Consider the following 14,314-nt stretch of genomic DNA (forward strand, 5'->3'; position numbering starts at 1 on the left):
AGAAGACTGAAGAATGAAAGGAGGCCAGAGAGCTGCACCTCGGCGTTCACATTTAGCTGAGCTCATTTTCGATGAAATCGAAGAGATCGTCGTCCGACGCGTCGTCAAGCCGCTGCGTAATGCTCTCAGCGTCTGTCGCCCCGCCCTCGCCGCCATTCAGTTTGGCAAGGAGCACCTGGAGTCGGGATGCGATGGCCATTCGCTCGGCGTTGTCCGGCTCAGCCGTGGAGAGTGATGCCTCGAGTTTTTCCAGATCCGCGATCAGCGGAGTGGCGGATGTCCCTTCATCGGGGAGGACGCCCGCTCGTATGTGTTCCGCGAGAGCCCTTGCGTTGGGATAGTCGAAGACCAGGGTGGTGGGCAGCCGCAGACCCGTGTCCGCGTTCAACCGGTTTCGGAATTCTACCGCCGTGAGCGAGTCGAATCCCAATTCCTTGAAGGCGCGGTCGGGTTCCACGCCCTCCGTACCGGAGAATCCGAGAACCGCGGCCACATGACCGCGTACCAGGTCGAGCACGGCGCGCTCCCGCTCGCCCGGAGCCAGCGCGAGAAGCCGTTCCCTCAGCCCTGATCCGCCCTCCGCGTGGCCCTCCTCGGCGGCACGGGCCTGCTCCAGGGCCGATACGACCTCGGGCAGTTCGCCGAGGAGCGGGCTGGGCCGCCCGATGGTGAACGCGGGGGCGAATCGCTCCCAGTCCACATCGGCGACCGTCACCACACCGTCGTCACCCGCGACCGCTCCCTGCAGCGCGGCGATCGCCAGACCCGGCGCCATCGTGAGCAGACCGCGGCGAGCGAGCTGCTCGCCCTCGTCTCCGCCCACCATGCCACCCTCGGCCCAGGGACCCCAGGCCACCGCGGTACCGGCAAGACCCCGGGCACGCCGGTCCTCCACCAACGCGTCCAGATAGGCATTGGCCGCACCGTACGCGGCCTGGCCACCACTGCCCCACACACCCGCGATCGAGGAGAACACCACGAACGCGTCCAGCTCACGATCGCCCAGCAAGGCGTCCAGATGGCCGGCACCGGCGGCCTTCCCCGACACCACCGAGGCGGCGTCCGCCAAGCTCATCCCCGCCAGCTCGGCGGCCTGCTCCACACCCGCCGCATGGAAGACCGCCCTCAGCGGGAACTCTTCCGGGACGGCGTCCAGCACCGCGGCCAGTTGCTCACGGTCGGCCACATCGCAGGCCGCCACGGTCACCCGCGCGCCCAGGGCTTCGAGCTCCTCGCACAGCTCGGACGCGCCCGGCGCGTCAAGCCCACGACGGCTGGTCAGCACCACGTGCTCGGCACCCTGACCCACCACCCACCGCGCGATCCGAGCACCCAGCGCACCGGTACCACCGGTCACCAGCACCGAACCGCCGACCCGCCACGACCGCTCCGTACCCTCACCAACCCCAGCTTCAGCCCGCACCAGACGCCGGACGAACACCCCCGAACCGCGCACGGCGACCTGGTCCTCATCGCCCTCGGCGGACAGCACACCGACCAACCGGCCCACCGCACGCTCGTCCAGCACCTCGGGCAGATCCACCAGACCACCCCACACCGCCGAGTGCTCCAGCCCCACGACCCGGCCCAGACCCCACACCTGCGACTGCGCCACACCAGTGAGTCGATCCGAACGCCCCACCGACACGGCGCCCCGCGAACCACACCACAGCGGCACCTCGGCACCCACCTCCACCAACGCCTGTGCCAACGTCAACGTGGAAGCGAAGCCGCCGGACAGCGCGGGGTACTCCGGGCAGGGCTCCTCGTCCAGAGCGAGCAGCGACAACACACCACCGAGCGCGGGCGCATCGGCGACCACCTCACGCAGCCGCTCCCCCAACACCCCGGCGTCCAGGTGCCGCTCATCCACCACCAGCGACACCACACCCGCGCCGTGCCGCTCAAGCCCGGAGGCGACCTTGGCCACCAGCTCGTCCCCGGCACGGGAGGCCGGAACCACCACCAGCCACGTCCCCGACAACGACCCGCCGGTCACGTCCGGAACCGGCTTCCAGGACACCCGATAACGCCAGCCGTCAATCGTGGACTGCTCGCGGTTGCTCCGGTGATACGCGGACAGCGCGGGCAGCACCGCGCTCAGCGGTGCGTTGCCATCGACGTCGAGGGCCTCGGCAAGCGCTTCGAGATCCTCGCGCTCGACCGCTTCCCAGAACCGCGCGTCCACCGAATCCGCGGCGGTCGAACCGGCATCCCGGCCGCCACCGGCCATGGAAACCTCCGGCCAGAACCGCTCGCGCTGGAACGCGTAGGTGGGCAACTCCACCTTGCCGGCCCCGCGCCCGGAGAATACCGATTCCCAGTTCACCGCGGCACCGTGCGCATGCAATTCGGCCAGCGCCGTCATCAACGCCCCTGCTTCGGGGCGCTGCTTGCGCAGCGCGGGGACCAGCATTGCCGCTGAAGTGTCTTCAGCGCTTTCCGCGAGGCAGTCCTGAGCCATCGCGGTGAGCACACCGTCGGGACCCACTTCCAGGAACCTGGTCACACCCAACGCCTTAAGCGAACGTACCCCATCCGCGAACCGCACCGCCTCACGCACATGCCGAACCCAATAATCCGGAGAACAGGTCTCCGCCTCCGATACCAGCCCACCGGTGACATTGGACACCAGCGCCATGGTCGGCGGTTCAAAAGAGACCTCACGGACCACGTGGCCGAACGCGTCCAACATACTGTCCATGAGGCAAGAGTGAAACGCATGCGAGACCCGCAAACGCCTAGTCTTTGTCCCCTTCGCCGTCCATGTGTCCGCCACCTCCTGGACCGCCTGCGTATGGCCCGCGATCACCACGGCCGACGGACCGTTGACCGCCGCGATGCTCATCTCGTGCTCGCGACCGGCGAGTGAGGCGGCGACCTCCTCCTCGGATGCCTGGATGGCCACCATGGCGCCGCCCTCGGGCAGCGCCTGCATCAGACGGCCACGCGCCGCGATCAGCGTGCACGCGTCCTCCAGCGAGAACACGCCCGCCACGTGGGCCGCGGCGATCTCGCCCACCGAGTGGCCGATGAGCACGTCCGGGGTGACACCCCAGTGCTCCAGCAACCGGAACAGCGCCACCTCGACCGCGAACAGGGCCGGCTGGGTGAACGCCGTCTGATCCAGCAACTCGGCGTCCGCACTGCCCTCGACCGCGAACATCACATCCTTCAGCGGCCGGTCGAGCAGCACGTCCAGGTACGCGCACACCTCGTCCAGAGCGCGGGCGAACACCGGGAACGCCTCGTACAGCTCCCGGCCCATGCCCAGGCGCTGCGCACCCTGCCCCGAGAACAGGTACGCCGTCTTACCGCCCGGCACCGCCTGCCCCTGGACGACGCCGGAGGCGATCCCGCGCCCGGCCACGGACTCAAGACCACGCAGAAGGGTCTCCCGGTCCTCGCCGACCACCACGGCGCGGTGCTCGAACACCGACCGGGACGCCAGCGAATACCCCACGTCCAGCACGCCGAGGTCGCCCCGGGCCGCCACATGCGCGGCAAGCCGCTCGGCCTGTGCCCGCAGTGCCTCCTGGCTCTTGGCCGAGACCAGCCACGGCACCACGGCCATCGACTCGACCGCCTCGGGGGCGGGGGCCACGGCCTCCGAAGCAGCGGGCTCCTCGGCTGCCGGAGCCTGCTCGATGATGGTGTGGGCGTTGGTCCCGCTCAGCCCGAACGAGGAGATGCCCGCCCGGCGCGGGCGCCCCGTCTCCGGCCACGCGGTGGCCTCCGTCAGCGGACGCACCGCACCCGCCGACCAGTCCACCTCCCGCGAGGGCTCGTCCAGGTGAAGGATCTCCGGCAACACGCCCTCACGCATCGCCATCACCATCTTGATGACCCCGGCGACACCGGCGGCGGCCTGGGTGTGTCCGATGTTCGACTTGATGGCACCCAGCCACAGCGGCTGCCCCTCGGGCCGCCCCTGGCCGTAGGTGGCCAGCAGGGCCTGCGCCTCGATCGGGTCACCCAGGGTCGTGCCCGTACCGTGCGCCTCCACGACGTCCACGTCGGCCGCCGACAGACGGGCACTCGCCAGCGCCTGCCGGATCACCCGCTGCTGCGACGGGCCGTTGGGCGCCGTGAGACCGTTGGACGCACCGTCCTGGTTGATCGCCGAGCCCCGGACAATGGCCAGTACAGGGTGGCCGTTCTTCCGCGCGTCCGAGAGCCGCTCCACGAGGAGCATGCCCACGCCCTCGGACCAGCCGGTGCCGTCCGCCGCTTCGGCGAAGGGCTTGCACCGGCCGTCGGGGGCAAGCCCACGCTGACGGCTGAACTCCACGAACGCACCCGGCGTCGACATCACCGACACACCGCCGGCGAGGGCGAGGTCACACTCGCCCTGGCGCAGTGCCTGCATGGCCATGTGCAGCGCCACCAGCGACGACGAACACGCGGTGTCCACCGTCACCGCGGGTCCCTCGAGACCGAAGGTGTAGGAGACGCGGCCCGATACCACGCTGGCCGCGCTCCCCGTACCCAAGTGGCCTTCGAGGTCGCCCTGCGCGTCCACCCACAGCCCGGTGTAGTCCTGGCCGTTCGTCCCGACGAACACCCCCGCTCGGGTGCCCTTCAGCGACTCCGGAGCGATACCGGCCCGTTCGAACGCCTCCCACGACGTCTCCAGCAGCAGCCGCTGCTGCGGGTCCATGGCGAGCGCCTCACGCGGCGAGATCCCGAAGAACCTGGCGTCGAACTCCGGGGCTCCGTAGAGGAAGCCGCCTTCCCGCGCGTAGGACGTGCCGAGTCGCTCGGGGTCGGGGTCGTACAGCCCGTCGAGGTCCCAGCCGCGGTCGGCGGGGAACTCGGAGATGGCGTCGCCGCCCTCGGCAACCAGCCGCCACAGGTCCTCGGGCGTGTGGACGTCCCCGGGGAAGTGGCAGCTCATCGCCACGATCGCGATGGGGTCGTGGTCCACGGCCACCGCGCTCGGCGCGATGGCGTCGAGGGCCGGCTGGGCGGTGCCGAACGCCTCGGCGTCCAGGTGGTCGGCCAGTTCGGCGGCAGTCGGGTAGTCGAAGACCAGCGTCGCCGGGAGGCGGAGGCCGGTCGCGAGGTCCAGCCGGTTGCGCAGTTCGACCGCCGTGAGGGAGTCGAACCCGAGGTCGCGGAAGGCCCGGCCGGGCTCGACCGCCTCCACCGAGGTGTGGCCGAGTACGGCGGCCGCGTGGCCTCGTACCAGGTCCAGCACGGCCTGGTTCCGCTCGGCCGCCGAGAGTCCGACGAGCGTCTCGGCGAATGTGGCCGCCTCCGTTGTGGCACCGCCGTTGACCGTGGTCAGGTGCTTGCGCACCTCGGGGATGTCACCGAGCAGAGCACCGCCGCCGGCCCCGGCCAGTCCCGGAGCCAGACGCTCCCAGTCGACGTCCGCGACGACGAGTGATGCGTCATCATGGCCGACGGCCCACCGCAGGGCCGCCACAGCCAGGGAGGGGGCCATCGGGGACACCATGCCGCCCCGCAGCCGTTCCTCGGCACGGCCCTCCGCGGCCATACCGGCCTCAGCCCATGGCCCCCAGGCGACCGCCGTACCAGCCAGCCCGACCCCACGACGCAGGGCCGCGAGCGCGTCCAAGTAGGCGTTCGCCGCCGCGTAAGCCCCTTGGCCGGCGCCACCCACGACGCCGGCGAACGACGAGAACAGCACAAACGCGTCGAGATCCAGGTCTGCCGTCAGCTCGTGCAGATGCCAGGCGCCCTGCACCTTCACACCGAGCACCCCGGCGACCCGGTCGACGGGCAGACCGTCCAGTACACCGTCGTCCAGCACACCGGCCGCGTGCACCACCCCGCGCAGGGGGAACCGCTCGGGGATGCCCGCCAGCACCTCGGTGAGCGCTTCGCGGTCCGCGACATCACACGCGACCACCGTCACCAGCGCACCCATGGCCTCGAGTTCCGCCTTCAGCTGGGGCGCACCGTCGGCCGCCAGGCCGCGACGGCTGGTGAGGACGACGTGCTCCGCGCCCTCGGCCACCACCCAGCGGGCCACATGCGCGCCCAACGCCCCCGTACCGCCGGTCACCAGAACCGAGCCGCTCGGCCGCCAGGCTCCACCGCCCGACGACGCGACACGCACCAACCGCGGAACGAACACTCCGGAGCCCCGCACCGCCGCCTGGTCCTCGGCGCCCCCGGCGGACAGCACACCGGCCAGCCGCCCCACGGCGCGCTCGTCGAGTACCTCGGGCAGATCGACCAGTCCACCCCACATTCGGGGATGCTCCAGGGCCGCGACCCGGCCGAGGCCCCACACCTCCGCCTGCACCGGGCTGGTGAGCCGGTCCGAACGCCCCACCGAGACCGCGCCCCGCGAGGCGCACCACAGCCGAACCTCGATGTCCAGCCCCGCCAGGGCCTGCACCAATCGCAGGGTCAGCGCGAGTCCCGCCGTGACCAGCGGCTCCTCGATGAGGGGCTCCTCGTCCAAGCCGAGCAACGACAACACGCCGGCCTCGGACTCACCGTCGAGTGCGCCGAGCAGGGCCCGGGCCAGCCCGTCGGTGTCCGTGTCGGCCGCAACCGCCACCGGCACCACCCGGGCGCCGTGCTTCTCGAATCCATGGCGGATCGACGTGGTGACGTCGCTGTCCGCCAGTCCGGCCGGCACCACCAGCAGCCAGGTCCCCGACGGGGACCCGGTGGTCATGTCCGGGGCCGGCTTCCAGGAGACGCGGTAGCGCCAGCCGTCGACCGTGGCCCGGTCACGCTGCTGCCGGCGGTACGACGACAGCGCGGGCAGCAGCTCGCTCAGCGAGCCCTCCCCGTCGACGTCCAGCGCCTCGGCCAGAGCCTCCAGGTCCTCGCGCTCGACCGCTTCCCAGAACCGGGCGTCCACGCTGTCGGCGGCGGAGCCGCCCGACGCACCGCCCTCGTCCTCCAGCCAGTAGCGCTGTCGCTGGAAGGCATAGGTGGGCAGCTCGACCTTCCGCGCACCGCGTCCGGCGAAGAGCTGTTTCCAGTCGACGGTGCCGCCGTGGACGTGCAGTTCCGCCAGAGCCGTCGTCAACGCCTGTGGCTCGGGGCGGTCCTTGCGCAGCGCGGGCACCACGACAGAAGCCGAAGCGTCCTCCGCCGTCAGGCACTCCCGCGCCATCGCCGAGAGCACACCGTCCGGGCCCACCTCCAGGAAGGTGGTCACGCCCTGCGCCTCGAGTGCTCGTACTCCGTCCGCGAACCGCACGGCCTCCCGCACATGCCGCACCCAGTAATCCGGCGAGCACACCTCATCCGCACCCGCCGACTTACCCGACACGTTGGACACCAGCGCGATCGAGGGCGGGGCGAACGACAGACCCTCGACGACCTTGCGGAAGTCCTCCAGCATCGCGTCCATGCGCGGCGAGTGGAAGGCGTGGCTCACCCGCAGCCGGCGCGTCTTACGCCCCTGCTCCGCCCACTGCCCGGCGATCTCCAACGCCACGGCCTCATCACCGGCGATGACCACGGCGGTCGGACCGTTGACCGCGGCGATGCTCACCTCGGCCTCACGACCGGCCAGCGAGCCGGAGATCTCCTCCTCGGAAGCCTCGACGGCGACCATCGCCCCGCCCTCGGGCAGCCCCTGCATCAGACGGCCACGAGCGGCCACCAGGGCGCACGCGTCCTCCAGCGAGAACACGCCCGCCACATGCGCGGCCGCGATCTCACCGATGGAGTGACCGATCACCACATCCGGCGCCACCCCCCACGCCGACAGCAGCCGGAACAACGCCACCTCAACGGCGAACAGCGCCGGCTGGGTGAACGCCGTCCGGTCCAACAACTCGGCGTCCGTGCTCCCCTCCGCCGCGAACACCACATCCTTCAGCGGACGGTCCAGCACCACGTCCAGCTGCGCGCACACCTCGTCCAGCGCACGGGCGAACACCGGGAACGCCTCGTACAACTCCCGGCCCATGCCCAGACGCTGCGCGCCCTGACCCGAGAACAGGAACGCCGTCGAACCCGACGTACGCGCGACGGACCGAACCACTCCCGGGACGGTGTCACCGGCTGCGACTGCCTCGAGCCCCCGCAGCAGTTCCGCCCGATCCGCGCCCGTGACCACCGCACGGTGTTCGAGAACCGAGCGCGTCGCCACCAACGAGTAACCCACATCCAGCGCGCCCAGTTCGGTGCGCTCCATCAGATGCGACCTCAGCCGTTCGGCCTGGGCGCCCAGGGCTTCCGGGCTCCGGCCGGAGAGGACCCAGGGAAGGACGCCGTGGTTCGCGGCGGGAGCCTCGTCCCGCACGCCCTCGTCGTACACCGGGCCCTGCTCGATGATGGTGTGCGCGTTGGTGCCGCTCACACCGAACGCCGACACACCGGCCCGGCGCGGCTGCCCCGTCTCCGGCCACGCGGTGGCCTCCGTCAGCAGCCGCGCCTCTCCCGCCGACCAGTCCACCTGCCGCGACGGCTCGTCCACATGCAGCGTCCGCGGCAACACACCGTGCCGCATGGCCATCACCATCTTGATGATCCCGGCGACACCGGCGGCGGCCTGCGTATGGCCGATGTTCGACTTCAGCGCGCCCAGCAACAGCGGGCGGCCCTCCGGCCGCTCCTGGCCGTAGGTGGCGAGCAGCGCCTGCGCCTCGATCGGGTCACCGAGCCTGGTGCCGGTGCCGTGGGCCTCGACCACGTCCACCTCGGCGGCCGACAGGCGAGCGTTCGCCAGTGCCTGCCGGATGACCCGCTGCTGCGACGGACCGTTCGGCGCCGTCAGACCGTTGCTCGCACCGTCCTGGTTCACCGCCGAGCCGCGCACGATCGCCAGCACCTGGTGGCCGTTGCGCTCGGCGTCGGACAGTCGTTCCACGAGCAGCATGCCCACACCCTCGGACCAGCCCGTGCCGTCCGCCGCGTCCGCGAACGGCTTGCACCGGCCGTCGGGGGCGAGCCCACGCTGACGGCTGAACTCCACGAAGGCCGCCGGCGTGGCCAGCACGGTCACACCACCGGCGAGCGCCATGTCGCACTCGCCCTGACGCAGCGCCTGCGCGGCCTGGTGCAGGGCGACCAGCGACGAGGAACACGCCGAATCCACCGTCATCGCGGGTCCCTCAAGACCCAAGGTGTAGGAGATCCGACCGGACACGACCGATGTCGCGTTTCCGGTCAGCAGTTGTCCTTCCAGCTCCTCGGCCAGCTCGCTGCGACCGACCCCGTAACCCGAGGTGGCGGCCCCCACGAACACGCCGATCTGGTTGCCGCGCACGGACGTGGGAGCGATACCGGCACGCTCGAACGCCTCCCACGAGGTCTCCAGCAGCAACCGCTGCTGCGGATCCATCGCGAGCGCCTCACGCGGCGAGATCCCGAAGAACGCGGCGTCGAACTCGCCCGCCTCGTGCAGGAAACCGCCCTCGCGCGAGTAGAACGTGCCCGAGCGCTCGGGGTCCGGGTCGTACATCCCCTCCACGTCCCACCCGCGGTTGGACGGGAAGTCGGAGATCGCGTCGCCCCCGCCGGCCACGAGGTTCCACAGGTCCTCCGGGCTGTGTACCCCGCCGGGGAAGCGGCAGCTCATCCCGACGATCGCGATCGGGTCGTCGTCGACCGGGGCCGCCACCGCAGACGGCGCGGCCACCGCGCCCCGCGTCCCCAGCACCTCGGCACGCAGATGGTCGGCCAGCACCGTGGCGCTCGGGTAGTCGAAGACCAGCGTCGCCGGAAGCACCAGCCCCGTCTCCGCGTTCAGCCGGTTGCGGAACTCCACCGCCGTCAGCGAGTCGAAACCCAGCTCCTTGAACGCACGATCGGCCTCGACCACCTCGCCACCGGAGAACCCGAGGACCGCGGCCACATGACCACGCACCAGGTCGAGCAGGGCCCGGTCGATCTCCGCCTCGGTCAGCCCCGACAACCGCTCCCGCAGGCCCGCCGAAGCATTTGCCCCGCCGGACGCACTCACGGCCTCGAGGATCTTCGCGACCTCGGGGAGGTCACCGATCAACGGGCTCGGTCGCCCCAGGGTGAACGAGGGGGCGAACCGCTCCCAGTCCATGTCCGCGACCGTCACCACGCCGTCGTCACCCGCGATCGCGCCCCGCAAGGCGGCAAGGGCCAAGGCCGGATCCATGGCGAGCAGGCCACGACGGGCGAGTTCCCTTTCCACCCCCTCGGCGGCCGCCATACCGCCCTCGGCCCAGGGGCCCCAGGCCACGGCGGTACCGGCGAGACCCCGGGCACGGCGGTCCTCCACCAGCGCGTCCAGATACGCGTTGGCGGCGCTGTACGCGGCCTGGCCACCGCTGCCCCACACACCGGCGATCGACGAGAAGACCACGAACGCGTCCAGCTCACGGTCGCCCAGCAGCTCATCCAGGCACGCGGCCCCCGCGGCCTTCCCGGACACCACCGCCGCCGCGTCCGCCAGACTCATTCCCCGAAGCTCGGCCGTCTGCTCAACGCCCGCCGCATGGAACACCGCACTGAGCGGAAGCTCCTCCGGAACGGCAGCCAGGACAGCGGCCAGCGCGTCCCGGTCCGTCACATCACACGCCACCACGGTCACCCGCGCGCCCAGCGCCTCGAGCTCCTCGCGCAGTTCGGTAGCGCCCGGCGCGTCAAGGCCGCGACGGCTGGTCAGCACCAGGTGCTCGGCACCGCTACGCGCCAGCCAACCGGCCACCCGGCCGCCCAGCGCGCCGGTGCCGCCGGTCACCAGCACCGTGCCACGCGCCCGCCACGGCCGCTCCGCGCCCTCACCCGCGTCAGCCCTCTCCAGGCGCCTGGCGAACACCCCCGAGCCACGCACCGCGACCTGGTCCTCGCCGTCCCCGGCGGACAGCACACCGGCCAGCCGCGCCGCACCGCGCTCATCCAGCGACTCGGGCAGATCCACCAGACCACCCCACACCGCGGAGTGCTCCAGCGCCACGACCCGCCCCAGACCCCACACCTGCGACTGCACCGCCCCGGTGAGCCGATCCCAGCGCCCCACCGACACCGCGCCCCGCGTACCGCACCACAACCGAGCCGGAACATCCGCCTCAACCATCGCCTGCGCCAGCACCAAGCTCAGCGCATAGCCGCTCGACAGCGCCGGATACCCCGAGCTCGGCTCCTCGTCCAGCGCGAGCAGCGACAGGACACCGGCCAGCTCGGGCGCCTGCCCGGCCACCTCACGCAGCCGCCCCGCCAGCGCGTCTCCGTCCAGGTCCCGCTCGTCCAGGGCGAGCGACACCACACCCGCACCATGCCGCTCGAGCCCTGCGACAACCCCCGAGACCAGCTCGCCCCCGGCACGGGACGCCGGAACCGCCACCAGCCACGTCCCCGACAGCGACCCCTCGGCCACGTCCGGAACCGGCTTCCACGCCACCCGGTAACGCCAGCCGTCGATCGTCGACTGGTCGCGGCTGCTGCGCCAGTACGCCGACAGCGCGGGCAGCACCGCGCCCAGTGACGCCTGGTCGTCGAAGTCCAGCGTCCTCGCGAGCGATTCGAGGTCCTCCCGCTCCACGGCCTGCCAGAACCGCGCATCCACCTCGTGCCGGATGCCCGCATCGGCACCGGCCGCGTCGGTGGACTTCTCGATCCAGTAGCGGCGGCGCTGGAAGGCGTAGGTCGGCAGGTCGACCCTGCGGGCCCCGAGGCCGTCGAAGGCCGACGTCCAGTCGACAGCGGACCCGTGGACATGTAGCCGGGCCAGCGCCGTGGTCAGGGCCGCGACCTCGGAGCGGTCCTTGCGCAGCACCGGCACGATCACGGGCGCCGAGGCGGGCTCGGCTTGTTGTGTCAGGCAGTCCTGCGCCATCGCCGAGAGCACGCCGTCGGGACCCACCTCCAGGAAGGTGGTCACGCCCTGGCCCTCGAGTGCCCGCACTCCGTCCAGGAAGCGCACGGCCTCCCGCACGTGCCGCACCCAGTACTCCGGCGAACACACCTCGGAGTCCGAGGCCACCCCGCCGGTCACATTGGAGACCAGATCGATGGAGGGCGGGGCGAACGAGAGCCCTTCGACCACCTTGCAGAAGTCGTCCAGCATGGCGTCCATGCGGGGCGAGTGGAACGCGTGGCTGACCCGCAGACGGCGCGTCTTGCGGCCCCGCTCCGCCCACTGCCCGGCGATCTCCAACACCGCCGCCTCATCGCCCGCGATGACCACGGCGGTCGGACCGTTGACCGCGGCGATGCTCACCTCGGCCTCACGACCGGCCAGCGACGGAGCGATCTCCTCCTCCGACGCCTCGACGGCCACCATCGCGCCGCCCTCGGGCAGCGCCTGCATCAACCGGCCACGAGCCGCCACCAGCGCGCACGCGTCATCCAGCGAGAACACACCCGCCACATGCGCGGCCGCGATCTCACCGATGGAGTGACCGATCACCACATCCGGGGTCACACCCCAGTGCTCCAGCAACCGGAACAACGCCACCTCGACCGCGAACAGCGCCGGCTGCGTGAACGCCGTCTGATCCAGCAACTCCGCATCCGCGCTCCCCTCCGCCGCGAACACCACCTCCCGCAACGGACGGTCCAGCAGACCATCCAGATGCGCGCACACCTCGTCCCACGCGTCAGCGAACACCGGGAACGTCTCGTACAGCTCCCGCCCCATGCCAAGACGCTGCGCACCCTGACCCGAGAACAGGAACGCGAGCGTGTCCTCGCTCCGTACTACGCCCTGAACGACCTGAGCGGAACTCTCGCCGTTGGTCAGGGCCTCCAGGGCGCGGAGGAATTCGTCTCGGTCCCCGGCGACCAGGGCCGCGCGATGCTGGAAAGCCGAACGGGTCGTGGCCAGGGAGAAGCCGACATCCGCCACGTCCAGCTCTGAGTGAGCGCTCAGGTGGGCGTGGAGCTGACCCGCCTGGGCGGCGAGCGCCTCCGGGCTCTTGCCGGACACCAGCCATGGCAGGACAGCGGGCCGCTTGCCCTCGCCCGCCTTGGGGTCCACCGCCTCAGGCTGTCCATCACGGTCGGCTTCCGGGGCGTGCTCGATGATGGTGTGCGCGTTGGTGCCGCTCACACCGAACGACGACACACCGGCCCGGCGCGGATGCCCCGTCTCCGGCCACGCGGTGGCCTCCGTCAGCAGCCGCACCTCACCCGCCGACCAGTCCACCTGCCGCGACGGCTCGTCCACATGCAGCACCTTCGGCAGGACGCCGTGCCGCATCGCCATCACCATCTTGATCACACCAGCCACACCCGCCGCGGCCTGCGTATGACCAATATTCGACTTGATGGCCCCCAGCAACAGCGGCCGGCCCTCGGGCCTCTCCTGGCCGTATGTCGCGAGCAGCGCCTGCGCCTCGATCGGGTCACCCAACTTCGTACCCGTGCCGTGCGCCTCCACCGCGTCCACCTCGGCGGCCGACAGCCCCGCACTGGCCAGCGCCTGCCGGATCACCCGCTGCTGCGCGGGGCCATTGGGCGCGGTCATGCCGTTCGACGCACCGTCCTGGTTCACCGCCGAGCCCCGGACGACGGCCAGCACCTTGTGGCCGTTGCGCCGCGCGTCCGACAGCCGCTCCACCAGCAGCATGCCCACACCCTCGCCCCAGCCCGTGCCGTCCGCCCCGTCCGCGAACGGCTTGCACCGGCCATCCGGCGCCAGCCCACGCTGCCGGCTGAACTCCACGAAGGTGCCCGGCGACGACATCACCGACACACCACCGGCCAGCGCCAGTTCACACTCACCCTGGCGCAGCGCCTGCACCGCCAGATGCAACGCCACCAGCGACGACGAACACGCCGTGTCCACCGTCACCGCGGGCCCCTCGAGACCGAGGGTGTACGAGATGCGGCCCGACACCACACTGGCCGAACTATTCGTCAGGTAGCCGTCGAGCTCACCCCCTACCTCATAGACATGACTCGCGTAGTCCTGGCCGTTCGTGCCCACGAAAACCCCGACCGGCCTGCCGTGCAGAGACAGCGGGTCGATCCCGGTTCGCTCGATCACCTCCCACGACGCTTCCAGGACCAATCGCTGCTGCGGGTCGGTCGCCGCAGCCTCACGGGGAGACATACCGAAGAACTGCGGGTCGAACTGGTCGGCCTCGTAGATGAAGCCGCCTTCTCGGGTGTAACTCGTCCCCGGGTTGTCCGGGTCCGGGTGGTACAGCGCCTCGGTGTCCCAGCCCCTGTCCGCCGGGAACCCGGAGATGGCGTCGACGGCATCCGCGACCAGCCGCCACAGTTGCTCCGGGGTGCGCACACCTCCGGGGAAGCGGCAACTCATGCCGACAATGGCGATGGGCTCTTTCGATGCCGCGACCAGGCGCTGGTTCTGCAGCTTAAGGCGGTCGTTCTCCCGCAAAGAAGCACGCAGCGCCTCGACGACTCTTTCGGAGGACGTAGCCATCAG

Annotated in this window: 1 protein-coding gene; it reads right to left on the reverse strand. The window is 71.2% G+C overall.

Annotated elements, in window-relative coordinates:
* Window positions 1–52: 52 nt before the first annotated feature.
* On the reverse strand, window positions 53–14,311 hold the full coding sequence (locus ACZ6TD_RS05040) for a type I polyketide synthase (protein ID WP_471351093.1): 14,259 nt from the start codon (window positions 14,309–14,311) through the stop codon (window positions 53–55).
* Window positions 14,312–14,314: the final 3 nt, after the last annotated feature.

This window comes from Streptomyces yongxingensis (assembly GCF_055597465.1).